Source organism: Candidatus Polarisedimenticolia bacterium, assembly GCA_035764505.1.
Classification (GTDB): domain Bacteria; phylum Acidobacteriota; class Polarisedimenticolia; order Gp22-AA2; family AA152; genus AA152.
This window is the reverse complement of the sequence record DASTZC010000031.1, coordinates 19,079-44,978: the sequence shown is the minus strand read 5'-3', so window position 1 is coordinate 44,978 and position 25,900 is coordinate 19,079. Positions and strand designations below refer to the sequence as shown.

General features: G+C 64.3%; 20 protein-coding genes and 1 pseudogene. 2 read left to right on the top strand and 19 right to left on the bottom strand.

From position 1 onward, the window contains the following. The 15 genes from VFW45_02335 to VFW45_02265 form a co-directional block, all read right to left on the bottom strand. Positions 1–2,220 (bottom strand): LptF/LptG family permease (locus VFW45_02335; protein HEU5179602.1); only part of this gene is annotated, 2,220 nt, incomplete at its 3' end. Between the two features lie 1,064 nt (positions 2,221–3,284). Further along, a complete protein-coding gene (locus tag VFW45_02330) occupies positions 3,285–4,085 on the bottom strand; it encodes a ParB/RepB/Spo0J family partition protein (GenBank protein ID HEU5179601.1) in 801 nt (266 codons plus the stop codon). A 34-nt stretch (positions 4,086–4,119) separates the two neighbouring features. Beyond that, the gene (locus tag VFW45_02325; GenBank protein ID HEU5179600.1) at positions 4,120–4,875 is read right to left on the bottom strand and encodes a ParA family protein; all 756 of its coding nucleotides are present in this window, start codon (positions 4,873–4,875) and stop codon (positions 4,120–4,122) included. Positions 4,876–4,978: 103 nt separating this feature from the next. Next, on the bottom strand, positions 4,979–5,452 hold the full coding sequence (locus VFW45_02320) for a bifunctional nuclease family protein (protein HEU5179599.1): 474 nt from the start codon (positions 5,450–5,452) through the stop codon (positions 4,979–4,981). Positions 5,453–5,513: 61 nt separating this feature from the next. Beyond that, a complete protein-coding gene (gene miaB, locus VFW45_02315; GenBank protein ID HEU5179598.1) occupies positions 5,514–6,830 on the bottom strand; it encodes a tRNA (N6-isopentenyl adenosine(37)-C2)-methylthiotransferase MiaB in 1,317 nt (438 codons plus the stop codon). A 4-nt stretch (positions 6,831–6,834) separates the two neighbouring features. Continuing rightward, positions 6,835–7,368: an HIT domain-containing protein gene (locus tag VFW45_02310; GenBank protein HEU5179597.1), complete on the bottom strand. Its 534-nt coding sequence runs from the start codon at positions 7,366–7,368 to the stop codon at positions 6,835–6,837. 9 nt (positions 7,369–7,377) lie between these two features. Continuing rightward, positions 7,378–7,671, bottom strand: coding sequence for an integration host factor subunit beta (locus VFW45_02305; protein ID HEU5179596.1), 294 nt, complete (start codon positions 7,669–7,671; stop codon positions 7,378–7,380). 37 nt (positions 7,672–7,708) lie between these two features. Next, complete coding sequence (locus tag VFW45_02300; protein ID HEU5179595.1) at positions 7,709–9,421, bottom strand: 30S ribosomal protein S1; 1,713 nt, start codon at positions 9,419–9,421, stop codon at positions 7,709–7,711. A gap of 355 nt (positions 9,422–9,776) precedes the next feature. Further along, entirely contained in the window at positions 9,777–10,886 is a 1,110-nt protein-coding gene (gene hisC, locus VFW45_02295; GenBank protein ID HEU5179594.1) for a histidinol-phosphate transaminase, read from the bottom strand. Next, a complete protein-coding gene (locus VFW45_02290) occupies positions 10,883–11,629 on the bottom strand; it encodes a pseudouridine synthase (protein ID HEU5179593.1) in 747 nt (248 codons plus the stop codon). Before VFW45_02290 ends, hisC begins: the two co-directional genes overlap by 4 nt. Next, positions 11,616–12,359, bottom strand: coding sequence for an SMC-Scp complex subunit ScpB (gene scpB, locus VFW45_02285; GenBank protein ID HEU5179592.1), 744 nt, complete (start codon positions 12,357–12,359; stop codon positions 11,616–11,618). Before scpB ends, VFW45_02290 begins: the two co-directional genes overlap by 14 nt. Continuing rightward, positions 12,352–13,200, bottom strand: coding sequence for a segregation/condensation protein A (locus tag VFW45_02280; protein ID HEU5179591.1), 849 nt, complete (start codon positions 13,198–13,200; stop codon positions 12,352–12,354). Before VFW45_02280 ends, scpB begins: the two co-directional genes overlap by 8 nt. Then, positions 13,184–14,173 carry a tryptophan--tRNA ligase gene (gene trpS / locus VFW45_02275; protein ID HEU5179590.1) on the bottom strand — a complete coding sequence of 330 codons (990 nt, stop codon included), beginning with the start codon at positions 14,171–14,173 and terminating at the stop codon, positions 13,184–13,186. The genes VFW45_02280 and trpS overlap by 17 nt, the downstream gene beginning before the upstream one ends. A 9-nt stretch (positions 14,174–14,182) precedes the next feature. Next, on the bottom strand, positions 14,183–14,443 hold the full coding sequence (locus tag VFW45_02270; protein HEU5179589.1) for a hypothetical protein: 261 nt from the start codon (positions 14,441–14,443) through the stop codon (positions 14,183–14,185). Positions 14,444–14,474: 31 nt separating this feature from the next. Further along, complete coding sequence (locus VFW45_02265; protein ID HEU5179588.1) at positions 14,475–15,293, bottom strand: cyclic nucleotide-binding domain-containing protein; 819 nt, start codon at positions 15,291–15,293, stop codon at positions 14,475–14,477. Positions 15,294–15,415: 122 nt separating this feature from the next. Between VFW45_02265 and VFW45_02260 the strand changes: the two genes are divergently transcribed. Then, a complete protein-coding gene (locus VFW45_02260; protein ID HEU5179587.1) occupies positions 15,416–17,662 on the top strand; it encodes a M23 family metallopeptidase in 2,247 nt (748 codons plus the stop codon). A 223-nt stretch (positions 17,663–17,885) separates the two neighbouring features. On the opposite strand, the gene VFW45_02255 is transcribed toward VFW45_02260, so the two are convergent. After that, positions 17,886–20,855: a hypothetical protein gene (locus VFW45_02255; GenBank protein ID HEU5179586.1), complete on the bottom strand. Its 2,970-nt coding sequence runs from the start codon at positions 20,853–20,855 to the stop codon at positions 17,886–17,888. 81 nt (positions 20,856–20,936) lie between these two features. Then, positions 20,937–22,349, bottom strand: a complete 1,413-nt coding sequence (gene glnA / locus VFW45_02250) for a type I glutamate--ammonia ligase (protein ID HEU5179585.1) — start codon at positions 22,347–22,349, stop codon at positions 20,937–20,939. Positions 22,350–22,492: 143 nt separating this feature from the next. On the opposite strand from glnA, the gene VFW45_02245 reads away from it, so the two are divergent. Beyond that, positions 22,493–23,035, top strand: a complete 543-nt coding sequence (locus tag VFW45_02245; protein ID HEU5179584.1) for a protein-disulfide reductase DsbD domain-containing protein — start codon at positions 22,493–22,495, stop codon at positions 23,033–23,035. 24 nt (positions 23,036–23,059) lie between these two features. On the opposite strand, the gene VFW45_02240 is transcribed toward VFW45_02245, so the two are convergent. Both VFW45_02240 and VFW45_02235 read right to left on the bottom strand, forming a co-directional pair. After that, entirely contained in the window at positions 23,060–24,202 is a 1,143-nt protein-coding gene (locus VFW45_02240; protein HEU5179583.1) for a hypothetical protein, read from the bottom strand. A gap of 1,119 nt (positions 24,203–25,321) precedes the next feature. After that, positions 25,322–25,888 (bottom strand): annotated as a pseudogene (locus VFW45_02235) (GTPase domain-containing protein). Positions 25,889–25,900 lie beyond the last annotated feature (12 nt).

Sequence of the window (25,900 nt, the reverse complement as noted above, 5' to 3'; positions counted from 1 at the left end):
GAACGGGAGTCCCAGGACGACCATCACGAAGGAAACGAAGGGCATCGCCACCTTTTCATGCAGGTCCACCATCAGCTCCTGGACCGAGTAGCCTCGCCGGCGCAGGTCCTCGATGAATTCCCGCAGCTGCGTATAGCTCATCTGGTCAGGGGTTCGTGTGTCCCCCATGAAGCGGCTCGGATTGATCGGTAAGGGATAAGCCTTCTCCTTGAACTCGTCGAAGGAGGTGATGTGACCCCCCTCATCGAAGCCGCGCTCCCAGCCGCTGCGCAGCATCCACGACCCATCCACGAATTGGGCTTCGCGCGCATAGACCCGGGACAGCACCTGATAGGTCTCCGGATCCAGGCGCAGGATGCTGAATCCCTGGAACACCCCTTCCGTGGTGAGCGGCACCAGGCCGGGAGAGGTCTTCTGGAAGCTGCGGTACGAATAGAAAACTCCGTCGGTCCCCTGCACCCAGCGCTTTTGGGGCTGGGAATAGCTGCGGCTGACCTTGCCGCGAATCTGGTCGCGCAGCTGGCTGGCGCGCTGATTCGAGAAAGGCATGACGTAGCCTTGCAGGCCGAAGGCGAAAGTTGAGACCACGATCGTGGCGCCGAGGACGGGGAGCGAGATGCGGTAAAGGCTCAGCCCGCCTGCCTTCATGGCGGTGATCTCGTTGAACCGGGAAAGCACGCCGAAGGCCAGCAGGGTCGAGACGAGGCAGGCCACCGGCAGTATCTGACCGATGATCCACGGAGATCGATACTTGAAGAAATTCAGGACCAGTGTCCCGGGGACACGGCTGTTGATCACGTCGTCGATCAGCTCGCGGAAGTCGACCACCAGAAAGATGACGTAGATCGATAGCCCGGTCATGAGGAGGAACCTGAGATAGCTGCGCAGGACGTATCGGTCGAGCAGCGTGGAGAAGGCAGGACCCCCCGAGTATTTCCGCCGCGGTTCCGGGTCGATTGGCTCCGTACCGCCCTCCGTCCCACCGGATCCTCTCCGCTTCAGGACCCCGGCCACTGCCACTCGCACTTTTCGTCCGGCGGCGTAGCTTCGACCAATCCATCCGCTTCCTTCCATCCCCGTTTCCTGCTTCTCTTTGCGCCGCAGCAGCAGGACTCCGAAGATGACGAACACCAGGTTTCCGGTCCACAGCGCCACGAGGGGAGGAAGCTTGTTTTCGGTGGCCAGCTGCTCACCGGTCGTCAGAATGAGCCAGTAGACCAGCACGACTCCCAGGCTGATCGCGATGCCGGAGGATTTTCCGCCCCGGCGGTTGTAGATGCCGAGCGGGAAGCCGACGAAGCTGAACACCAGGCAGGCGACCGGCAAGGCGAAGCGCTCATGCCACACCACATCGATTGACGCTCTCAGCCGGTCCCGCGTCGGGATGTGCTCGAGAGCGCCGGCCTTGGCCCATGACTCCCTGAGCTCCTGCAGCGATTGCTCCCGATAGTTCTTCTGCTGGGGCTCTTTCAAGAGGCGGGTCCTGAGCTTGAACCCGCTGTCGGGCTCACGTAGGGCCATTTGTCGATCGGCTCCGTAAACCTGGTAGTCGAGGGGATCGGACGGATTGGTTCGGTGCGTCACGCCATCCTCGAGAAACAGCCGCAACCTCCCGGTGCCCGTGTCGTAATCGAGGCGACCCCGGCGCGCGGTGGTCAGCAGGTCCCGCCCCTGCGGATCGGACTGCGACAGGATGACCCGCTCCAGGCTGCTCCCGCCGCTATAGACCTTGTCGGCGTAAAGCAGCATTCCCGGAATCTCTTCGAAGAGGGTGCGCGACTTCAGCTCTTTGCGGAGGTCGGATTTAAGGACGAGGCGTGATCCGAGGCGATGGCGCAGATAATCGGCCTCCGGCTCGATCCATATGAGCAGCGAGCTGCAAATCGCCCATCCCACCAGGCCCAGGGTCATGACCGGAATCACGACCTTCCAGTAGCCAATCCCGCAGGCCCGCATGGCGATGATCTCGCTGTCGGCGGAGAGCCGGCCTACTCCGATGAGCACACCGAGAAGCACCGACATCGGAATGGTCAGAGTCAGGAACTGCGGCAAGGAAAGAGCCAGGATCTTGAGGACCGCGGTGATCGGCAAGTCCTTCTTGATGGCGAATTCCGCCACGTCGAAGATAGCGTTCATCAGGAGGACGAAGGTGTAGATGAGCAGACCCAAAACGGTCGGAGAGGCAAGATCCCGGAAGATGTAGCGATACAGTCGGAACATTAAGCCCCCTCAGGCGCTGTCATGGTAGGAGCGGCCCGGCCCTGAGTCAAGGCATCAGAAAGAGGTAAATCGCCAGGAAAATCAGGCTCTTTTGCGTTCCGACCCGGGATCCCGAGAATGTCCGATAAGAAATCTTATGTAAACTAAATGGTCGGTCAGGCCGCCCAGGAATTCCAGGGTTGCCTCTTCGCTCGAGCCTGCCCAGGCGCCGATGGAATGCCACCCCGTGAGACCCATCAAATGGAACAATCCAGGGACGTCCTCACGACATGTGTGCCTTCGCCTGCCCGGACTGCCGACCTACCCACACGATGCCCGCTGCAACCCCGGTGCGCTCCTTCCAGGCCCGGCCTCCTGACCTCGCAACGAGGCTGCAACTCGATGCATCTACCGTCTTGCTGTCGTTACTTAGGTCTATTTGAAAATGTCGGCCGGCCGACATTTCGCTCGATGACGCGGCTAGCTTTCGAAAACTTCTACGCAAGTTCGACAAGATCTTCCTCACCACCGATCGACATCGAATCAATGAGAATTCATCGCCCCATGCTCCATGTCCCGTGATCCGCCACGTGCGGTTCGTCTGTCATGCACCCGGGTAACGAAAACATTATTCACTCCTAACAGAATCCAAGATTCGTCTACGGCTACCTGATGGAGGCCTTCTTCTCCATGCCCCTCCACCTCCGCCTCCGGCAGGATCGTCCGCATCTCGAAGATCGAGCAACCAGCCGATCATCGGCAGGAACCGGATGAACAGGAACAGCAGCATAAGGAACAGCCCGATCGCCCTTAAGCGCAAAGATCATGAGAATTCCTTCGTGCTAGATCATTCTCAAGAAACCTCAAGGTCTCAACCGAAGTGAGCTCACGTGAACCGACACAAGTTCCACGCTCCAATTTCGCCTCCGAGCAGCCCGAACATCAGGCGTCGCAGCGAAGTGGATTGTTTCTTGACCAGGACGTCGGAGAATCTGCTCTTAGGAAGCTCAGATGGAGCTGGAGCTTGCGCTCCAGCCCGATTGCATCAACGAATTGGTGGATGGATTTATTGCGGGCGGCCGTGCCTAGTTGGCTTCGGCCTCGAGGTTCTGAAGGAGCTCGCGCAGCGTGTGAATGATTTCGTCCCGGGAAACTTCTGATTTGCTGAACCTGAGGCTGAAAGCGAAGCGACGGTCCTGTGCCCGATACCGGAACACGAAGTGCTTCGGCCTCCCCCGCTTTCCTTCCTCGGTCGACGGGTTCTTCAGCTTGCGCACGTCCTCCCGGGTCAGGTTCTGAGTCCGAATCTGCTCTGCAAGAGCCAGCATCGTGTCCACGTCAGGTTGATGGGCGATCGCGAGAAGATGCGATCGCGAGCTGATACCGTATTCCTGGCAATACTCCATCACCTCCTCGGGAATCTGGGTCAGGCTCAGGATCTCGGTGATTGCCGAGCGCGACTTTGCGAGCCGGCGCGAAACCTCTTCGTGGGTGTAGAGGAACCGGTCGATCAGCTGTTTGATGCCATGCGCTTCTTCGAAAGCGCTCAGGTCTCTGCGCTGCAAATTCTCGATCAGGGAGATCTCCAGCGTTCCTTTGTCGTCCACCTCCAGCTCGATGCACGGGATCTGCGTCAGGCCAGCCTCGCGCGAGGCGCGGTACCGGCGCTCTCCGGCGATTATCCGGAAGCGCGGTCCGTTGCGACGCACCAGGATCGGCTCGAGCACTCCCTTCTCCTTGATCGAGGCAACCAGGTCCTTCAAGTCTCCCATCTGCCGTCGGGGCTGGTCCGGAATCGTGTCGATCTGCTCGAGGGAGATCATCCTTCCGATGGGAGCCAGGGCTCCCCGGCTCAGGCTGTCGACGAAGTGGTGGTCATGGCGCATGCGTTTCTCGAGAGGCAGACCGCGATTCTTGCTGTTAGACACGTCCGATGACCTCTTCAGAAAGCCGGTAATATTCCAACGCGCCGGTCGAATTAGGAGAATAAGTGAAGATCGATTCCTTGTAAGCGGGACTTTCCTCGAGCCGCACGCTGCGGCTGATGATCGTCTTGAACACTTTGTTCCCGAAGACTTCCTTGATGTGGCTCTTGATATCCCTTCCGAGGACCGTGCGCTTGTCGTGCAGCGTGATGACCACGCCGAGGAACTCCAGCCCCGGGTTCGGGCGGGCCTTGATCTTCTCCACCGTCTCCAGAAGATCGTCTGTCCCCTCGAGCGCGAAGTAGGAGGACTGGATCGGTACGAGCAGGTGGCTCGCCGCCACCAGGGCGTTCACCGTCAGCAGCCCCAACGTCGGCGGACAATCGATGATGACGTAGTCATACTGCTTCTGCACCGATGCGATCCGATCCTTCATGCGGAAGTGACTGTCCAGCTCCCCAATCATCTTGCTCTCGAATTTCGCGAGCGTGATGCGCGATGGAACTACCTCGAGGTTCGCCGTCTGCGTCGGATGGATGGCCTCCTTGAGGCTCAATCCCGGCTCCGTCAAGGCCTCGTACACCGTCGTGCCGATTTGCTGGTGATCGACGAAACAGAGAGTGCAGTTCCCCTGGGGATCGAGATCTATCAGGAGCGTCTTATATTTCTTGTGAGCCAGGGCTGCTGCGAGATTGATGGCGGTGGTGGTCTTCCCGACTCCGCCCTTCTGATTGGCGATGGCCAGAATCATCCAGGAGATCCGCCTACGGGTTGTGGGATGCAGCTTGGTGGAATTGGAGCGAGAGAGCTATAACTTGTTATTTATCAATAACTTACGCAGCGAACGCCTGCGGCTACATCTCGTACTTGCCGAGCTCCTCCGGGTCCAGGTTCTCCAGCCATTTGCGGATCCGCTCCGACTCTCCTGCGTCCTTGGTGAGCTCTGCGTTCTTCGCCTTCTCGATCACCTCGCTCTCCACGAAGATGGGAGACTCGGTCCGCAGCGCGAGCGCGATCGCATCCGAGGGCCGCGAGTCGATCGACAACTGTCGGTCGCCGTGCCGCAGGTAGACCAGCGCGTAGAACGTGTTGTCCTTGAGCTCGGTGATCACGATCTTCTCCACCGAGGCCTGCATGCCGGTCAGGATGTTCTTGAGGAGATCATGGGTCATGGGCCTGGGGGTCGCGATTTTCTCGATCTGGAGGGCGATGGCATTGGCTTCGAAGATGCCGACCCAAATCGGAAGCACGGCGCTCGTCTTCGGATCGCGGAGAATGATGATCGGCATGTTGCTGATAGGGTCGATCATCAGACCCTTAATCTTCATTTCCACTTCCACGGTCTCTCCTGAAATTGCGCCCCACTTATAACCTTCAACTACGGGCAAGTCAAGACCCGGCGACGCGGATCCGGCGTGCTTCCAGGGAGTTGGGCCCCGCCGCCGTGATCCGGACCTGCACGGTGGAGCCGATCCAGGACTCTTCGCCCTCGAAGTTCACGACCCGGTTCGCCCCGGTGCGGCCTTTCAGCTTGCCCCCCATGCGCGACACCCCGTCCACGAGCACGTCCGCCTCGCTTCCGACATGAAGCCGGTTGCGCCGCAGCTGGATTTCCTGCTGCATCGCCTGCAGCTCCGCCAGGCGAGCGTTCTTCTCCGCGAACGACAGGCTCTCCTGCTCCTGGGCGGCGTCCGTTCCGGGCCGCGGCGAGTAGAGAAAAGAGTAGACCTGGTCGAACTCCACCTCGCGCAGCAGGGAAAGGCTTTCCTCGAACTCGGCGCGCGATTCCCCCGGATAGCCGACGATGATGTCGGTGGAAAGACCGAGGTCCGGAATCCATCGCCGCAGCGTCTCGATCCGGTCGAGGTAGCGCCGGCGGGTGTAGCCGCGGCGCATCCGCTCGAGGACCGCGTCGGAGCCCGATTGGGACGGCAGGTGCAGCGCGTGGCAGACGCTCGGGCACTCCGCCATGGCGCGAATGATGGCGGTGCTGAGATGGGCCGGGTGGGAGGTGGTGAAGCGCAGACGTTTTATCCCCTCCAGGGGCTGCAGAAGACGCAGCAGACCATCCAGGTGAAAGGAGCCGTCACGATAGGCATTGACGTTCTGGCCCAGCAGCTCGATCTCCACGAAGCCGGCCTGCTCCAGCGCGGCCGCCTCTTCCAGGACCTGGCTCACCGGCTTGCTGACTTCCCTGCCGCGGGTCGTCGGCACGATGCAGTAGGTGCAGGTCTTGTTGCATCCTTCCATGATGGTCAGATAAGCGCGAGGCCCCACAGCGCGACGTGCTCGCGCGCCGTCGAAGCGGATGCTGTCGTCGCGCACGGCGAGGTCGGCGAGCCGGGGGCGCCGGCGCTGCGCCGCTTCCCTCAAGAGGGCAGGAAGAGACTCGATGGCCCGCGGGCCGAGGATGAAATCGACCAAATCGCTGCGCCGGAACAGCCGCTCCCCTTCCTGCTGGGCGACGCAGCCGCACAGCCCGATGATGAGATCGGGGCGTTGCTCCCGCAGCGGCCGCAGCGCCCCGAGGTGCGAGAAGACCTTCTCCGCCGCCTTCTCCCGGATGCTGCAGGTGTTCAGTAGCAGCACGTCGGCGTCGGGCAGTCGGCCGGCCGGCACGCAGCCCTGCTCCTCGAGGATTCCGGCAAGCTTCTCGGAATCGTGGAAATTCATCTGGCATCCCCAGGTCTGGATGAAGTAGCGCATCGGCCTAGGATGCCTTCCGGCGCAGGGTCCGAGCCGGCTTCGAGCCGGGCTTCAGCGGCCGGCGGAGCTGCGTGCGGACTTTCTGGAAGGTGTCCTGCAGCAGCTCGGGAGTGACGCGCGTCGAGCCCACCACCGTCATGAAGTTGGTGTCCCCTTTCCACCGCGGCACGAGATGGAGATGGAAATGACCCAGGATGCCGGCCCCGGCGCTCTCTCCCAGGTTCATCCCCAGGTTCAGCCCGTCCATGCGATAGATGCGCCGGAGCGCGCGCTCGCAGCGCGCCGCCAGCATCATCATCTCGCGCAGCTGGGCCGGCGAGCTCCGCGCCAGGCTCGACAGGTGCTCGTTCGGGGCAATCATCAGATGCCCGCTGTTGTAGGGATAGCGGTTCAGGATGACGAAGTTGTAGCGGCCGCGGTGTACCACCAGCTCGGAGCGGTCGTCCCTGGAGTCACGCGCCTTGCAGAACACACAGCGCCGGCTGCGCCCGCCGCCGGCGAGATAGGCGTAGCGCCAGGGCGTGAACAGGTTGCGCATCGGAGCGGATCAGGGCTCGGGCTGGGAGTCGGAGTTGATCAGCTCCTTGAGCTCCTTGCCGGGCTTGAAGTACGGAATCTTCTTCGCCGGGACGTCGACCTTGTCGCCTGTCTTCGGGTTCCTCCCCTGGCGGGAGCGCCGCTGCCGAATCCTGAAGCTTCCGAATCCCCGCAGCTCGATCTTCTCGTCCTTCTGCAGGGCCTCGATGATCGAGTCGAAGACGGTGTTCACGATCACCTCGGAGTGCTTCTTGGTGAGCTCGGCGACGCGGGCTACCTCCTCGACAAGCTCCGCCTTGGTCATGGCCTGGGGCCCCTCCTCGCGGCGATTCATCGTCCGATCAGTTGTCGTCGCCATCGGCGTTGTCGGAATTCTCCGCCTCCAGGAATTGGGAGTTCCGCAGGGCATCTCCCAGTGTGCTGCCCGAGTCCTGAGCCGAGCGCTCCTGATACGCGCGCAGCTCTTCGGCGGTCAGATCCTGCGCGACCGCCTTCAGAGACAGGCCGATCTTCTGCTCGGCGGGCTCCATCTTGATGATTTTCGCCTTGACCACGTCACCGACCGAGAGGACGTCCTTCGGCTGCTCGACCCGCTCCTCCGAGAGCTCGGAGACGTGGATGAGCCCTTCGATCCCATCCTCGATCTCCAGGAAGGCGCCGAAGTCGGTCAGCCGGACCACCTTGCCGGTGACCACGTCGTTCACCGAGCGCAGGCGGAAGAACTCGTCCCAGATGTTCGGCGACAACTGCTTGATGCCGAGGGAAAGCCGCTGGTTCTCGGAATCGATCTTGAGGATCACCGCCTCGACCGTGTCCCCCTTCTTGAGCATCTCGGAAGGATGCCGCAGGCGCCGGGTCCATGAGAGATCGGAGATGTGCACCAGGCCGTCGATCCCTTCTTCCACCTCGACGAAAGCGCCGAAGTCGGTGAGGTTGCGGACCTTGCCCGTGATCTTGTCGCCAACGTGGTACTTGTCGGCAATGACGTCCCAGGGATTGGGCTCGGTCTGACGCAGGCCCAACGACAGCCGGCGTGCCTCCTGGTCGACGTCGAGCACGACCGCTTCCACCGTGTCCCCCACCGCCAGGACCTTGGAGGGGTGCTTGATCCGCTTCGTCCAGGACATTTCCGAGACATGGATCAGGCCTTCGACACCCTCCTCCAGTTCGACGAAGGCGCCGTAGTCGGTGAGGCTCACCACCTTGCCACGCACGCGCGAGTTCTTGGAGTACTTCTCCGAGACGCGCTGCCAGGGGTCGGTGCTCTTCTGCTTGTAGCCCAGCGACACGCGCTCCCGCTCCGGGTCGAACTTGAGGACTACCACCTCGACCTCGTCGCCCACCACGAAGAGCTCGGAAGGATGGTTCACGCGGCCCCACGACATGTCGGTCTTGTGCAGGAGGCCGTCGATGCCGCCCAGGTCGATGAAGGCCCCGTACTCGGTGATGTTCTTGACGATGCCCTTGAGGATTTTCCCCTCCTCGAGCAGCGCCAGGGTCTTCTTTTTCTTCTCCTGGTTCTCCTCCTCGAGGACCGCCTTGCGGGACAGGACGATATTGCCGCGCTTGCGATTCACCTTGATGACCCGCATGCGCAGCTCCTTGCCGCGCAGGGCGTCGAGGTTCCTCACCGGGCGCATGTCGACCAGGGAGCCCGGAAGGAAAGCACGCACGCCGATGTCGACCGCGAGGCCCCCCTTGATCCGCTCCTTGACGACGCCGCGGACGATCTTCCCTTCGTTGTAGGCCTGCTCGACCTCCTCCCAGATCTTCATCTTCTCGGCTTTTTCCTTGGAGAGGACGACGTAGCCTTCCTGGTTCTCCGTCTTCTCCAGGAGAACGTCGATCACGTCGCCCACCTCGACATGGATCTTGCCGCTGAGGTCGGTGAACTCCTCGATGTCGATCAGGCCTTCGGACTTGTAGCCGACATCGACCACGACTTCGTTGGGGAGGATGCGCAGGACTTTCCCCTTGACCACTTCCCCTTCCGCCAGGTTCCTGAAGCTGTCGTCGTACAGGCCCAGGAGCTGCTCGTACTCGGCCCGGTCCATCTCGGCCCCGGCGGCCTCGGTGCCTTCCAGCTTGGGCCGGGGAGCCTGTCGTGTGGGCCTGCTTGCTCCCGCGGGCGGGAAGTCGTCCTGGTCAAAATCCCTTTGCAAATCCATGCGTTTCGAATCCTCCTTCATTGCTTCAAAGGCCCCCAGGTCTTGCCCGTCCCGGGGTGCCCGGTGTTACTCCATCGAATAAAAGACCGGACCCTTCGGGCACCGGTCGTCCGCGGCCTGACGGCGTCCTCGCGCGGCGGGACCATCGCCATGTTGCCGCAAACCCATGAGAGCAAACGAGTAGCCTATAATACGAACCGAACCCCACCTTGTCAAGCAGAAAAGTCCTGTTTTCAGGAAATTAGGAAGACGCCGGCGGCCCCTTGGCCAGCACGCGGTCGAGGGATAGAAGCAGCCTGTCGTTCTGTGGGGGCGTGCCTACCGTGATACGGAGCGAGCGCGGGAATCCGTAGGCCCCCATCGGCCGGGCGATGACCCCTTCGGCCAGGAGGTCGCGGTGGACATCCTCGGCGTCCCTTTGGAAATGCACCAGGTGGAAGTTGGCCACGCTGGGGGTGAAGGGGACGCCCCGTTTCGACAGCTCGGCCGCCACGTGCTCCAACCCGATGCGGTTGGTCTCGACAGTGGCCGCGAGATGGGCAGAGTCATCCAGCGCGGCCAGCGCAGCGGCTTGCGCGACACGGCTCGTGTTGAAAGGAGATCGGACCTTTTCCATCGTCGCGATGAGATCGGCCGGGCCGATGCCGTAGCCGATGCGCAGCCCCGCAAGCCCATGCGCTTTGGAGAAGGTCCGCAGCACCACGACCGTCCTTCCTTCGCGAAGCGCGTCGAGGCCGGAGGGATAATCAGGACGCTGCAGGTACTCGCGGTAGGCTTCGTCGAGCACGGTGATGACACCCCCCGGCAGGTGCCGGAAGTAGTCCTGGAGCTCGGGGGTTGTGAAGTAGTTGCCCGTCGGATTGTTCGGGTTCGCCAGAAAGACCAGAGGCGTCCGGGGGTCGCAGGCCGCCGCCACGGCGGCCGGATCGATCCGCTGCTCGCGCAGCGGGACCTCAACCAGGCGCCCGCGAGCCGCGAGCACCGCGATGCGGTACATGATGAAGGTCCCCGCGGGGACCACGCTGCTTCCCCCGCTCCCCTGGAAGGTTCGCACCAACAGCTCCACCAGCTCCGTGGATCCATTCCCCAGGATGATCTGGTTCGCGGCGACCCCAAGCCGGCGGGCGAGCTCTTCTCTGAGCTGCCTGCCGGTCCCTTCCGGATAGCGGTGGGAGCGCTCCAGCTCCAGACGCACTGCTTCGAGGGCGCGCGGGGAGGGGCCCAGCGGGTTCTCGTTGGATGCCAGCTTCAAAGGCGCCTCGGTACCGTCCCCGCGCGCGGCAGACTCCTCCGACTGCCCCGGGACATACGGCATGAGGTTCGAGAGGTGCTGCGGAATTCGGGGACTCATCGCGCGCCGCTTTTCAGGGAGCGTATCTCCTCCTGGGTGAGATGCCGCCAGCTTCCGGGGGCCAGCCCGCGGTCGCCGATCCCTCCGATCGAGATGCGCTTGAGCTTGAGAACCGGATGGCCGATCTGCTTGAACATCCGCCGGATCTCGTTCTTGCGCCCTTCCCGCAGGGTGACTTCGATCCAGGCGTTCTTCTCGGTGCGGACCTTGGTCACCGCCGCGGGGGAGGTTTTCCTTCCCTCGAGCGGGATGCCCCGGCGCAGGCGGCCAAGCGCCTCGTCCGGAGGGACGCCCCGCACCTTCACCCGGTAGACCTTGGCGCACTGGTTCCGGGGATGGGTCACCGCCAGCGCCAGCTCGCCATCGTTCGTCAGGATCAGGAGACCTTCGGAGTTGAAGTCGAGTCTCCCCACCGGGTAGAGGCGCTGGCGGACTTGCGGGATCAGGTCCAGCACGGTGGGACGCTTCTCGGGATCGGAGCAGGTGGAAAGATAGCCTTTGGGCTTGTTGATCAGGATTGCGGTAGGACGCTCGGAGTGAGGGAGCTTCCGGCCGTCCACGCGGACCGTGTCGCGTCCCAGGAGGGCACGCGTTCCCAGCTCGGTGACGCGCCTTCCATTGACCGAGACCCGTCCCTGGAGGATCCAGCCTTCCGCTTCCCGTCGCGAGGCCAATCCGGCCTGAGCGATGAGCTTCTGGAGCCGCTCGCCCGCCGGGCTCTCGCCGGCCTCATTCTTCTTCATCGTCCCGGGGTCCGTCGGCCAGAGGCGTTGCGGGCGGCGCGCCCACGGGACGATCCTCCTCCCATTCATCGTCGGCGTCTCGCAGCTCGATGAAGCGCCCGCCGCGCACTTCCGGGCCGGAGGCCGACAGCCCTTCCAGCGAGCCGGCCGCGGCGGCGAGCGGGCCTTCGGGAGTCTCCAGGCCGCTTTCCGACAATCCGGGGAAATCCTCCAGGCTGGGCAAATCGCCAAGACCGTTCAAGCCGAAATGAATGAGGAACTCATCGGTGGTCCCGTAAAGGATCGGCTTGCCCACCACCTTCTTGCGCCCCAGCGTCCGGACGAGCCGGCGCTCCAGCAGCGTCTGCAGCACGCCCATCGGATTGGCTCCGCGGATCGCCTGGATCTCCGGAGAGGTGACCGGCTGCCGGTAGGCGATGATCGCGAGGGTCTCCAGCGCCGCTCGCGACAGCCGGACCTTGTTGCGCTGCCGATACAGGTTGCGAATCCAGGCATCGTGCTCCGGCCTCGTCTGCATACGGTAGCCGCCGGCGACCTGCACGATGCGCAGCCCACGGGGAGTCCCCGAGTATTCCAGGAGAAGCTCCTCGAGGCATTGGAGGATTTCCTCCCGCTGCTCCTGCGGCAATGCGGAAAGGATCTCCTCCTGCTTGACCGGCTCCTCCGAGACGTAGATGAGCGCCTCGAGGATCGCCTTGATCTCTTCCGAGGTCAGCTTGGCGTCAGGCATCCAGGACCCTTTCCGCATCGATGCGGATTTGATCCGGCTCTTCCAGAAGCACGATCTCGATCTCCCCGAAGCGGACATCCTGCGCGGCCCCGATCACCTGGAGGCGGATCAGCTCGAGGAGCGCGAGGAAGGTCACGATGAGATCGGCGCGCGAGGCGCCCGGCTCGAACAGGCTCGAGAAAGGGGCACGCCGCATCTCGCGCAGCCGATCCAGCACCCAGTGGATCCGATCCAGCAGCGAGATCCGCTCGCGCTTCAGCGCCAGCTGCTCCTGCCGGCTCAAGGTGTCCAGGATCCGCTTGAAGGCCCCCAGGAGGCTGAACAGATCGGCCACCACCGCCGCCTCCCCTTCGAAGCCGGTCACCAGAGATGCGGGGCGGCTCCAGGTGCGGTTCTGCTCGAATTCGGCCTGACCCAGCGCGAGGGCCACTTCCCGGTAACGGCGGTATTCCTCCAGCTGGCGGACCAGCTCGGCGCGCGGGTCGGACGGACCGGACACCGCCGCCTCCGGGTCGGGCGGCAGGAGCATCTTCGACTTGATGTGCAGCAGCGTGGCCGCCATCACCAGGTACTCGCCGGCAACCTCCAGGTTGAGCTCCCGCATCAAATCGAGGGTCTCGTTGTACTGGCGGGTGATGGAGACGATCGGAATGTTGAAGAGATCGATCTCGTTGACGCGAATCAGGTGCAGGAGGAGATCGAGAGGCCCCTCGAAGGCGGTCAGCCGGACTCGATAGCCGGTCCCGGCGACCGGGGAGGCACCCTCTTCCGTTCCCGAGGCGGCCGGATCGAACCCGCCGCTCTCCGGCGAGGGTGCGGGATGATCAGATTCGGACGGCATCCCGGACCTCCTGCAGCGTCTGCGACGCAAATCCTCGCGCCGTGGCGGCTCCCACCTCCAGGATTTCGTGCACCTGCTGCGGCTTTTGCGCAAGCGCCTCGCGCCGCACTCGCAGCGGCGTGAGCGTCTCGTCCAGGTGCGCCAGCAACATCTTCTTGCAGTCGATACAGCCGATCCCGGCGGTCCGGCACTCCCGGTTCACGGTCTCCAGCGTCTCCATCGACGAGAAGGCCTTGTGGAGCGTGAAGACCGGACAGACGTCCGGATTTCCTGGATCGGAGCGCCGCACCCGGGCCGGGTCGGTCACCATCGTCAGGACCTTCCGGCTCGCCTCCGCTTGCGAATCCGACAGATAGACCGCGTTGTTGTAGCTCTTGCTCATTTTTCTGCCATCGGTCCCGGGCAGCCTCGGAATCCTGGCGATCTTGGGCTGGGGCTCGGGGAAGATCTCGCCATAGAGCGAATTGAATCGCCGGGTGATCTCGCGGCACAGCTCCAGGTGGGAAATCTGGTCCTCTCCCACCGGCACCCAGTGGGCCTTGTAAGCCAGGATATCGGCCGTCTGCAGGACAGGATAGCCGAGGAAGCCGTAATTGGTGAGATCGCGCGTCGCGACCTGCTGCTGCTGCTCCTTGTAGGTCGGCACGCGCTCCAGCCATCCCAGCGGCACGATCATCGAGAGGATCAGGTGCAGCTCGGCGTGCTCCTTGACGCGCGACTGCACGAACAGCGTCGCGACCTCGGGATCCAGCCCGGCGGCGAGCCAGTCGAGCGCCATCTGGAAGACGTAATCGCGCAGCGGAGCGGTGTGGGCGTACTCGGAAGTGAGGGCGTGCCAATCACAGACCGCGTAGAAGCAGCGGTACTGCCGCTGCAGGGACACCCAGTTCTGCAGGGCCCCCACCCAGTGCCCGATGTGCAGCGGCCCGGAGGGCCTGAATCCCGAGAGGACCCTTTCCTGCGAGGCGTTCATGGCGGGCCCTCAGCGCTTCCGGAGGGTGTCGAGGATCAGCAGGGCGGAGGTGATGCGCGAGATCTTCCTCCCCCGCTTCTGGATCGCCTGGACGTCGTCCGAGGCGGGCTGATCGGCGCGAATCTCCCGCTGCACTTTTTCGAGCTGCTGCCGGAGCTGGGCCAGATCCGCGGGGCTGAAGCCTTTCAGCAGCGTGCTGTTCAGGAGGACGTACCCCTCCGCGATGTCGCGCGACATGGCGTAGGCAGAGCCACCCAGAAAACTGGCCATCGATCCAATAGCTCCTTGCGTCGGGCGCGCGTCAGGATGCCGGGGTGCGCCCCTGGAATTTCAGCAGCACCATGCCCAGCGCCAGCGTGTCCCCCGAGCGCACCGGCTCCGATTTCCCCGGCGTCAGCCTCTTTCCGTTCAGAAACGTGCCGTTGAGCGCCCCGACTTCCTCGCTGAGGAACCAGTCGTTCCCGCGGGCCACCAGCTTGGCGTGCCGGCGGGAGACGGAGCGGTTCGTGTCGTAGGCGGTGAGATCGATCTCGGGCCGCGTGCCGGTGACCGGATCGTAGCGCCCGATCAGACAGACGTCGGCGCGAATCGGAAACACCTGCTCTCCTTCTCCCAGCACGAGCGTCCCCAGGACTCCCTCCGGGAGCGGCGCGACGCGTCCCCGCACGGGCGCCGTGGGCTTGGAGGCGGAAGCCACCGGCACAACGCGCTCCGCCTCGGGAGTCACGGCGACCGCCGATCCAGGACGCGCCAGATTCTCCTCTATCTTGCGGTTGGCCTCCTGCAGCCGCGAGCTCAGCTTGCGCAGCATCCGGACGGCGATCTCGATGTTGCCCCGGATCATCCGGTCGAACACCGCGCTGGTGATCTCGACCAGCTCCGAATCCTCCACGGCGCGCGCCGAGGCGGTCCGCGGGCAGCCTTCCAGGATCGACATCTCCCCGAAGAAGTCGCCCTTTTCCATGACCGCGACCACGTGATCCTTGCCCGCCAGGCTCCTGGCGATCTCGACCGCTCCCGACTGCACGATATACATCTCGGAGCCCTGATCGCCTTCGCGATAGATCAGGTCCCCCGATTTGTAGCGGACGACGAAATCCTTCAGGGGATGTGCGACCACCGATGTCCTTGAGCGGGTGAAAGCGTGCTAACGGCGCGCAAGAGAATACCGGGGCGCGCGCGGCGATGTCAAGGAATCGCGAGATGTTGCGGGCGTCGTGCGGCCTCCCTACAATGCGCGCCATGCACCCGTCGCCCTGGATCCTCTGCGCCCTGCTCGTGGCTCTTCCTTCAGCCCCCGATCCGCGCTCCGAATCGCGTTACCGCCCGCCGCTCGATGGGGAGGCATCGCCCGTCTCCTCGTTCGGAGAGTACCGGCCCGACCACCTGCATCCGGGAATCGATCTCTCCACGGGCGGGCGCACCGGCCTGCCGGTCCATGCCATCGCCGACGGCGACATCTTCCGCCTGAAGGTCGAATGGCGCGGCTACGGACGTGCCGTCTATGTCCGGCACGCCGACGGGCGGATCTCGGTGTTCGCTCATCTCGAGTCGTTCGAGGAGAAAACCCTCAAGCTGGAGTCGCGGGTCGCCGCCGCCCGGCAGCAGACGCGCTCCCGCTATCCTGGGGACATCTACATCGATCCCCCCCTGCGCGTGCGCCGGGGGCAGGTCATCGCGCTCACCGGCGAAAGCGGGGCGGGACTTCCGCACCTGCATTTCGAGCTGCGCCGCGATGACGCGCATCCCGCCGATCCGTCCCCGGCGGTCGGCACGATCCGGGAGCAGCCCGCGATCCGGTTCGAAGCCCTCATCCTGCTGGCGGCGGAGCCCTCGGCGCTGGTGCAGGGCGAGCGAAGTGCCGAGATCCGCCTGTTCCGCGACGCTGCCGGGTATTACATGCCGGCGTCACCGCCCGTGGTGACGGGTAGCTTCCTGCCGGAGGCACGTCTCGTGTCGGAGGATCGGGAGGGACATCGTTTCGGGATCCGCCAGCTGACCGTCATCCTCGACGGCACGGCCGTCTACCGCTTCCGCATGGAGGAGTTCTCCTTCGACGCCTACCCGCAGATCGGGCTGCTGATGGACCATGCGCGCAGCCGGCTGTCTCCGGCCGCTTCGACCTACCGGCTGCAGCGCGTCGCCGGCAACGAGCTCGGCCGCGTTCACGAGGCATCGGAGTCGCCCTGGCCCGCGCTGTCGCCTGGCAATCACCTGCTCGAGGTGGAAGCGGCGGGAGCGTTCGGAGGATCGGCCCGGGCGCGTGTCCCGTTCCGTATTGTCCGGCCGCCCGAGCTGGGCTGGAAGCAGGAAGCGGCCCCAAGGGACGGGACGGTCCGAATGAGCCTCACCGGATGGGAGCCGGAAGGCGCCACCGGCGGGAAGAGCCCGATCACTTACGCTTTTCTCGGGCAGGAAGGGGCGGCCCCCTGCCGGGAGCGTACCTCCGAACCGCAGGGGGAGGCCTGCACTTTCGAGATCGCCTCGGGGAGCCAGGGAATCGTGGCGAGCCTGGATGAGGCGGGGGTGGTCGTGAAACGGCTGCTGCAGCCGCTGGCAGCGGGAGGATCCGCGAGCGTCACGCTTCTCCCTCGCCCCAGGCCCGGATTCCTGGATCTGGAGCTGGCATCGCTCTCAGGACCCCCTCCCATTCGCGCGCGCCTGCTCGGCGAGGGTGGAAAGGAAGTCGGGACCCTGGAGGTCCAGGCCATCGGAGAAAATCGCCTCGCGATCCCGCTGTCCTTCGACCTGCTGCGTCTGATGCGCAAAGTGGTGCTGGAATGGCCCGACGGGCTTGCCATCCCTTCCTTCGAGGTGGTGCCGGAGGCAGTCTATGCGTCGCCGGAGAGCGACCTGCGGTTCGCGCGCTGCGGCGTGGAGCTGCAGATTCCCAAGGGTGCGCTCTATGGACCGGCCGCCTTGGCCTGCGAGAGCGTCAGGCAGCCCGCCGCCAAAGAGGGCGCAGGAGCTTTGCCGCGCGGCCCCGCCGTCCGGCTCCTCCCCGAGGGGCTTCCGCTGTCGCACAAGGCGCCGCTGCGCTTTCCCATCCCCGCCGACGTCTCTACACCGAATCGCCTGGGAATCTACCGGCTCGATTCGGCGAGCGCGACGTGGGTCTATCAGGGCGGTGAACGCCAGGGTGATGCATTCGTGTTCAACGCCGGACGGTTCGACACTTATGCCCTCATGGAGGATGTGACCCCGCCGACCGTGCTCGGGATCGAACCCGCTCCGCAAGGGCGTCCCCGCTCCCCTTTCTCCCTGCTCAAGGTGCGGGTGCAGGATGACGCTTCAGGTCTGGGCTACGACGGCGTCCATCTGACGGTGGATGGAGCGGAGCTGCTCATGGAATACGACCCCGATCGCGGGTGGGCCACCGGGCGCACGGATCGTCCTCTGTCGCGGGGAACCCATGCCCTGGAATGCTGGGCGGAGGATCGTGCCGGAAACCGGGCTCCGACCAAGTCTTTCCAGGTGGAGATCCGCTGAATGGCGCAAGCCGCCTGCGTTGCACAGGCAGGCTGTTGAAAACTCCAATCCCGCTCTCGCCGGCCGTCCCAGCCGTATCCGAACCCTGCCGGTTGTCCACTAACTCATTTTCTTGGATAGAGTTGCATGAAAGACAGCGGCTCGAGACGCGCGGCGGCGGGAATCGGGCAGGCGCGCTTCGGTGAGGACTCATCCACAAGTTTTCCACAGCCCAGCGGCAGGATCACCGCACGGTGCGATCGAAGCAATCGCGCACGGATGCCAGCGTCTCGGCCACCAGGCTGCGCAGCGATTCGGCGCTGGCGTCCCGGGACGAAGACAGCGAAAAGCTGATCTCGCGCGACAGCCGCATCAGGGGAGACCGGGAGGCGGGCAGGGAGTCGCCCGGACGGTCGTAGAGCAGGCGCATCGAATGATCCAGGCCGCAAAGCAGGAGATATCCGGCGTACAGCTTCGGGTAGTCCTCACCCGACAGCAGTCTCCGGCGGTGCAGCTCGGCCAGCATGCGGGGCGTTTCCCGATCCCGACCTGGGGAAATCCCCTCGCGCAGCTGCAGGAACTGGATGATGAAGTGGATGTCCATCATGCCGCCTGGGCCCAGCTTCAGCGGGACGACGTCGCCGGAGGACGGCGCCGACTGCTCCAGGCTCTCCTTCATGGCGCGCACCTCCGAAGCGAGCGAGGCACGATCCACGCCCTGGAACAGGGTCGCCTCCAGCTCGTCGAGCAGGCTCCATCCGAAGTCCAGGTCGCCGGCGACCGGTCTGGCCTTCAGGAGAGCCATCTTCTCCCAGGTCCGCGCGGTGGTCCCGAAGTAATCGAGCAATCCGCTGCGCGTCTGAACCAGCTCCCCCTCCCCTCCCGCCGGGCGCAGCCGCAGGTCGACGTTGTAGAGCGCCCCTTCCTGCGTAATGGCGGTCAGCAGGTGGATCAGCGTCTCGGCGCGCCGGCGGGCCGCTTCTTTCGCCAGATCCGGTTGCGATCCCGGATCGACGACAAAGATCAGATCGAGATCGGAGCCATAGTCGAGCTCACGGGTCCCGAGCCGGCCCAGCCCCAGAATGCAGCCGCGGCCTCCCGCCGGGTCCGTGGCGGTCAAGCGCGCCGCGGCCTGCTCGCCGGCGATCATGCAGGTTTCCGCGAGCAGCGTCAGCCGGAGGAGAATCCGGCCCAGGTTTTCCTGGTGGTGCACGTCCCGCAACCCGGTGAACAGCAGGTGGCGCTGTTGGAAGCGCCTCATCTCGGCGGCCACCTCACGAGTGCCGGCGGCGGCGCGCAGGGACCTTGACAGAGTGTCGACCCAGGCCGCGGCGTCAGCCTCCTTCAGCGACTCGGAAACGCTCCCCAGCTCCTGCAGGATCCTGGGATGGCGCGTCAGCACGAGCGCGAGATGCTCGCTCTGGGCGAGCAGCCGCAGCAGCGGCGGAATCCATTCCGCCTTGCGCAGGAAGGCGCTGCGCGCGGCGGGCTCGACCCACAGCGAAGAGAGAAAGCGCTCCAGGTTCAGAAGGACCCGCCCCGGCTCCGGCGCCGAGGTGATCTCCTGCAGCATCGCCGCCGAGATGCGCCGCACCTGGCGGCGCTCCGCGGGACGGATCTGCTCCGGGGCGAACAGCCTCCGTATTCTCCTGAAGAGGCGCACGGCGTCCTCGCCAGCGGCGGCGCCGTTGCCCAGGACGGAGGCCAGCTCCCTCTCCGAAATCGGATCGAGGAGCGGATCGGGGACATCTCCCGGCAAGGCCGGCTGTGATATCTGCCCGAACACCCGGTCATAGAAGGCGCGCACCGACTCCCGGTGGCGGTTGAGCTCTTCCAGGAACTCGCTCGAGCCGTCCCGCTCGATGAAACCCATCCTCCGCGCCAGGGCGCGCATCCCTTCCGCGTCGGAGGGAAGCAAGGCGGTCTGCCGGTTCCGCTCGAGCTGCACCCGGTGCTCGGTTTTCCGCAGGAAGGCGTAGGCGCGATCCAGAAGCGCATGCTCGCCGTAGGTGACCAGGTCCTTGTCGGCGAGGCGGTGCAGCGCGCGGAGGGTGTTGGCTTCGTGAATCCAAGGCAGCGCCACGCCGTGCGCCATCTGCAGCCCCTGGACCGCGAACTCCAGCTCCCGAATGCCGCCCCGGCCCAGCTTGAGATCCCGATCGGATCGGCCGAGACGGCTCAGCTCCTCGTCGATCCGGTCTTTCATCTCCTTGATTTCCAGCGCCACCAGCGCCGCCGGACCGGCCGCGTGCACGCAGGCCGCCAAATCGTGCACCAGCGCCTCGCCGAAGGCAGCGTCCCCAGCGGAGGCGCGAACCTTGAGGAGCGCTTGCCTCTCCCACGTCCGCGCCCAGCTCCGGTAGTAAGCGAGCAGGGACCGCCGCGAATGCACCAGCTCGCCGTCCTTGCCCCCGGGCCGCAGGCCGAGGTCCACCCGGAACACCTGTCCCTCGGGCGAGATTCCGGAGATGCGCTGAGTCATCGCCTGGCCGACACGGGTGAAGAATTCGCGGTTGGAGACTGCCGTCTCGGGGTCGCCGTCGAGGCCGGAGGTCTGGCCTTCACGACTGAAGGCGTAGACCAGATCGATGTCGGAGCTGTAGTTCAGCTCGCCTCCCCCGAGCTTTCCGAGCGATAGGACCGCGAAGACCGCCTCACTCCACCGTCCCGAATCGTCGCGGTACTGCGGGGTCCCGAACCGGTTGAGCATCTCCCTCAGGGAGAGGCGGTAAGCCTCATCCAGCAGGACGTCGGCCAGCAGGGAAAGCTCGCGGGTGGTCTCCGAGAGATCCGCCTTGCCGAAGAAGTCGCGCAGAGCGATGCGCAGGTACTCGCGGTGCTTGAAGCGCCGCAAGGCGTCGGAATCGGGAAGGTTGGAGAAGGTGAAGCGATAGCGCGCCAGGTCCTGCCGGAGGTCCTCGGCGGTGCGCGCTTCCTCGCGCCGGAGGTGCGTCGCCACCCAGGCGAGCGACGCCTCCTCGCTCAACAGCTGCTCGCCGAGGAACGGGCTCACGCCGGCCACCGTGCAGAGGATGAGCAGATGCTGGCGGTCGGCCGGCAGGCCGTGGCTCGATTGGAAGCGGGTCAGCAGGTGGATGAGGGCGGCGGGATCGGGGCTCGCGGCGACCTGGTCGCGGAGGAACTCCGCCTCACCGGAAGGGACCGGCAGATCCCCGAGGGGATCCGTTCGCGGCCTTTCACGGGACGGGCTCATGAACGGATTGTATCGGCGCCGGAAGAGGAGGGTCAACGGGCGGCGGAGGATGACCTCCACCGCCCGGCTCTCGTGGGCGGATCAGATGTCGAAGTAGAGGCTGAACTCTGCGGGCGTCGGGCGGAAGCGCTGCGGCTCGATCTCCTTCTCGAACTTGTAGTCGAGCCAGGTCTGGATGACGTCCTCGGTGAACACGTCGCCTTTCAGCAGGAAAGCATGATCCTTCTCCAGCGCCCGCAGCGACTCCTCCAGCGAGCCCGGCAGCGACGGGACTTTGCGCAGCTCCTTGGGCGACAGACCGTAGATGTCCTTGTCCAGCGGCTCGCCCGGATCGATGCGGTTCTCCACGCCGTCCAGGCCCGCCATCAGCATCGCGGCGTAGGCGATGTAGGGATTGCAGGAAGGATCGGGCGGCCGGAACTCGACGCGCTTCGCCTTGGGCGACGGGCTGTACATCGGGATGCGGATCGCCGCGGAGCGGTTGCGCCTGGAATAGGCCAGATTCACCGGAGCCTCGTAGCCCGGAACCAGCCGCTTGTAGGAGTTGGTGGTCGGGGCGGCGAAGGCGACGATCGAGGGAGCGTGCTTCAGCAGCCCACCGATGTAGTGCAGCGCCATCTCGGACAGCCCGGCATACTTGTCCCCCGCGAACAGCGGCTTCTCCCCTTTCCAGAGGCTCTGGTGCGTGTGCATGCCCGAGCCGTTGTCGCCGTAAATCGGCTTGGGCATGAACGTGACCGTCTTGCCGTGCTTGCGCGCCGTATTCTTGCAGATGTACTTGTACAGCATCAGCGAATCGGCGGTCTTGGTCAGGGTGTTGTATTTGATGTCGATTTCCATCTGCCCCGCCGTCGCCACTTCGTGATGGTGGGCTTCGATGTGCAGACCGCACTGCTCCATGATGGCGACCATCTCGCTGCGCAGGTTCTGGAAGGCGTCGGTCGGCGGGACGGGGAAGTACCCTTCCTTGAAGCGCGGCTTGTATCCGAGGTTCGGCTTCTCATCGCGGCCGCTGTTCCATCGCCCTTCCACCGAATCGATGTAATAGAAGGAGCTGTGCTCGTTCTGATCGAAACGGATGTCGTCGAAGATGAAGAACTCGGCTTCCGACCCGAAGTAGGCGATGTCCGCGATGCCCGTGAACTTGAGATAGGCCTCCGCCTTCTGCGCGATGTTGCGGGGATCGCGGTTATAGCGCTCCTTGCTGATCGGATCGAGAATATTGCCCACCATCGAGAGAGTCGGGATGTCGCAGAAGGGATCGATGAAGGCGCTCGTGGGATCGGGGACCACCAGCATGTCGCTCTCGTGGATGGAGCGCCAGCCTCGTATGCTGGAGCCGTCGAACCCGTAGCCGTCCTGAAAGTTTGATTCGCTGAGCTCATGAATGGGAACGGAAAAGTGCTGCCACAGCCCCGGAAAATCCATGAACTTTATATCGAGGATCTGCGCGTTCTTTTCCTTCGCCAATTTGAGGACATCGGCAGGTTTCATGCGATTCCATCCTCCATGAAAGGCGGAATTCTAGCACAGGGAGGATCGCAGTCAACCGGGGCCGCGACGCGCCACACTGACTCTCGACGACGTATAATGCGCAAATGCGTCGCCACCGTACGAGACCTCCCGCTGCACCAGGATTGCCGCAGCCCCAGCCCCTCGCCTTCGCGGCGGCGCTCGCGGGCTGCCTCCTGCTCGTGGCGGCGGCTCCCGCCCCTCCATCCAAGGCTCCCACGCCGCTGCGCAAGCTCGTCGCGACCGTCGATGAGGACCCTCTGCCGGCCGGCAAGACGGGCCGGATCGTCGTGACGGTGACGCTGTCGCCGGAGTTCCACGTGAACAGCCATACGCCGTCGCAGGACTACCTCATTGCCACCTCGATCGAGACGACGGCGGCGGACGGTCTGGAAGTGGGGGGTTGGAAGTATCCCGAGGGAGAGACTAAGCGGTTCGCCTACTCCGAGGAGCCGATCCAGGTATACGAAGGAAGCTTCCGGGTCGAAGGGACGATCAAGGCGCCTGCGACCCTGTCCCCTTCCCGGCGCGACCTTCGCCTCCTTCTCAAGTACCAGGCCTGCACCATCGATCGCTGCTACCCGCCGAAGAAGGAGCCCATCACGCTGTCGGTGCGCGTCGATGCGGCCTCTGGAAAGAGCTCCGCCACACCGGGCACGCCGCGCTGACGAGCGCCGAGACTCCGAAACAACCTACCGGGCTGTGGAGATGGGAACGATCTCGGACTTGAAGGTGTCCAGGATCTTCTCGAGAGTCTGCAGCAGCGCCGCATCCTTCTCAGGCGCCGGATTGTCGGCATGGTCCGGACCGGCCCCACGGCCCTGGCCGCTGAAAATCAGGTAGTACTCGACGTCCTCGCGCGGCGAGTAGAAAGCCAGCGCCTTCACGGGGCCCGAGCCCAGGTGCTTCGGGATCGAGTCGACCCAGCGCCCCTGCAGGATCCAGGCGTCGTACTTCTTGAACTTCCCCTTGGCAAGCTTGGAGTCCTCGGGATCGAAGCGGAAGGGGCCCGTCCACTTCAAGTACTCCGACAGCGCCTTCTGCACTGCGGCTTCGTCTTTCAGGGCCTCGTCCTTCTGCGTCGACTTCCAGACGACCAGGATGTCGAGCGCGTCTCCCGGCACGCCGTTGTGCAGACGGTAATGCCCGGAATAGCCTTCATCGCGCGTCTCCACGCCGATCACCCCTTCCGGGTTGCGGCCGGTGGCCACGGCGTCCGGCGGAGCGAACTCCCAGCCATCGCGGCCCGAGACCGTGATGTCGAGCCCGATGCGTGCGTACTTACGCAGAAACCGGTTCAGATCACCCACGTTATTGGCGTACTCGGTGAAATTCACGCTCATCGGGAGGGTCTCCTCCTTGCCGGGCCCTTCGGGAAGCGTGAATTCAATCTGGGCGGCGGGAATGTTGAAAGTGCTCATGCGCCGCTCCAGCGACAGCTCCGTGAGGATGACCGCCGGCTGCCGCCGCACGAGGCGAGGCAGAAACATCGAGTAGGTCGAATTCTCGATCTTCTGCGAGAACTCGGGAGGGTAGCTTAGCTGCGACTGCATCACCTCGGGAGCCAGTTTCGGCTTCAGCTCCGCGGGAAAGCTCTGCTTGAAAGTCACGTCCTTCAGGCTGGCTGCGGCGGCGTTGACCACATAGATGTTGGCGAGGATGGTGAAGGTCTCGCTTTGGTTGTGGAAAATGGGACGAAAGGTCGGGTAGGCCACGAAGCGGGATCCGGAAGGCGGGGGTGCGACCTCTTCCTGGGTCTGCTGGGCTCGCACCGTCGGGGCCAGGACCACCACGACCATTGCCATCGCCAGGAACGACAGAACTCCTCTGCACATCAACGCCTCTCCTCCTTCGAAGGGAATGGAGCGGAAGTATAGCACAGCGATCTCGCCGGGACCGGCGGGCAGGACGGCGCTATGACGGAACTTCAAAATCGTAATCGGGGTTACATTATGGGACGCCGATCGTAACCTTCCGGCAGCGGGAAACGGGCCGACACGGAGGAAAATCGCTTGAAGGACAGCGTTTCGAGCGGGATGCGGAGCGCGGCGGGGGCTTGCACGAAAATTGCCATGTGCGAGGTCAACAGGGAACGGCCTGCGGGCCTTCCCCACCACCCCATAACGTCCGTCCCTCCTAAACCGAACGACGATGGCGGGGCCCTTCCCGGGGCCCCCGCACATTTTCGTGCCGGCCGGCTATGTGGAAAGAGTCAGAGTCATCCTGAGCTGAAGGCGGACCTTGCGGCCGTCGACCGACATTTCCAGCGGCACGGTAATCTGGTGCTGCCTGCCGGGAACGACGTCCCCGAGATGGATGGCAGGCGCCGAGGCCGGCTCTTCCTGTCGGGCGGAGAGTATTCCGAGAGGGTCGGCGCTGATTTCCGAGGAGACGCGGGAAACGGGCTGCGCGCCGGCGATGGCGAACCCTCCCGGGCGGGGCGCGGGTCGAGCGGGCTCTGTCGGAGGCGGCTCCAGACTGCGCGCAACCGGCATGGGTCGTGCGGCGGGAATCTCACGCAGCACCTCCATGGGCGACTCGTCGGAATCCTCGGGGATCTCCTCTAGAAGATCGCTCAGATCCTCCGACATCTCGGGTAGGGGCTCCTTTTGCGCCGGAATGGGCAGCGCTTCCAGCGAAGAGATTTCCTCCTCCCCATCGAGATCGAAGACCTCCAAATCATCAACCGTGGTGGGAGCAGCCGTGTGCGCCACCGCCTCGATGGACGGGGTCGTGCCGAAATCATCCTCTTCCAGCAGGCTGCTGTCATCCGCGTAATTCACGGTCGCTTCCGGCATGGGCGCCGGCTCCGGGATCGGAGCCTGCACGGGGGGCGCGGAGGGACGTGCCGGCTCGACGGCGTCCCGCAGGGAGGCGATTCCGGCGGACGCGGCCGGTCGATCCTGCTTCCCCTCCTCGGCCGTGCCGAGCTGGTATTTTGCCGCCAGGTGGTTCAGCACCAGCTTGGTGATTGCCTTGAGCGTATCCTCGACGCCGATTCCGGTGGTGGCGACCGCTTCGTAAAACGGCGCGTTGTGCCGGTTGATCAGCGTGTTCATCTCCTCGATCGAAGTAAGGTTCGGCAGGTCCCTCTTGTTGAATTGCATCACCAGCGGAATCTCGCCGAGCTTCAGACCAATCTCGCCCAGGTTCTCCTCGAGATTGTGATAGCTCTCGACGTTCGATTCCATCATCTTCTGCTGTGAGTCGGCGACGAACACCACGCCGTCGGCCCCCTTCAGCACCAGCTTGCGTGTCGAGTTGTAGAAGACCTGCCCTGGGACGGTATAGAGCTGGACGCGCGTGCGCATGCCGCGAATCCGGCCCAGCTCGATTGGCAGGAAATCGAAGAACAGCGTCCGATCCGTCTTCGTCGCGAGCGACAGCATCTTGCCTTTCTTGACCTGATTGGGAAGACCGTCATAGATGAACTGGAGGTTGGTCGTCTTGCCGCAAAGTCCCGGACCGTAATAGACGATCTTCGCCGTGAGCTCGCGCGTGGTGTAGTTGAAGAGGACCATCATGGCTCCCGA